This window comes from Kitasatospora putterlickiae (genome assembly GCF_039527695.1).
In the GTDB taxonomy this organism is placed as follows: Bacteria; Actinomycetota; Actinomycetes; order Streptomycetales; family Streptomycetaceae; genus Kitasatospora; species Kitasatospora putterlickiae.
Genome location: NZ_BAAAKJ010000556.1, coordinates 1 through 459, shown reverse-complemented (window position 1 = coordinate 459; position 459 = coordinate 1). Strand labels below are relative to the sequence as shown.

The window sequence follows — 459 nt, the reverse complement described above, 5'->3', positions numbered from 1 at the left end:
CGGCGGCCTCTACTCGGTCGCCTACGAGCGCACCTACAAGGGCCTGCCGGTGGTCGGCGGCGACGCCGTCGTCCTCGCCGACGGCCAGGGCCAGGTCCGCGGACTGCAGTCCGCCACCTCCGGCCCGGTCGGCGTGCCGACCACCCCCCTGGTCAGCGCCGCCAACGCGGAGAAGACCGCCCGCACCAGGCTCGCCCAGGTGGACGGCGTGCAGTCGCGCCGCCTGGTCGTCCGGGTCCAGGACGGCGCCGGCCGCCTCGCCTGGGAGACCGTGCTCACCGGCCGCACCGCGACCGCCCCGAGCACCCTGCACGTCTTCGTCGACGCCCGCAGCGGCGAGGTCATCGACAGCTACGACGACGTGCGCGCCGGCACGCTCAACAGCAAGTGGAACGGCCCCTCGCCGACCATCAGCACCACCGGCTCCGGCAGCTCCTACTCGCTGCGCGACCCCAGCCG

General features: G+C 75.2%; 1 pseudogene. It reads left to right on the top strand.

Going from position 1 to position 459, the window contains the following annotated elements:
- Positions 1–459, top strand: a pseudogene (locus ABD308_RS39265) (peptidase M28); the annotation flags it as partial.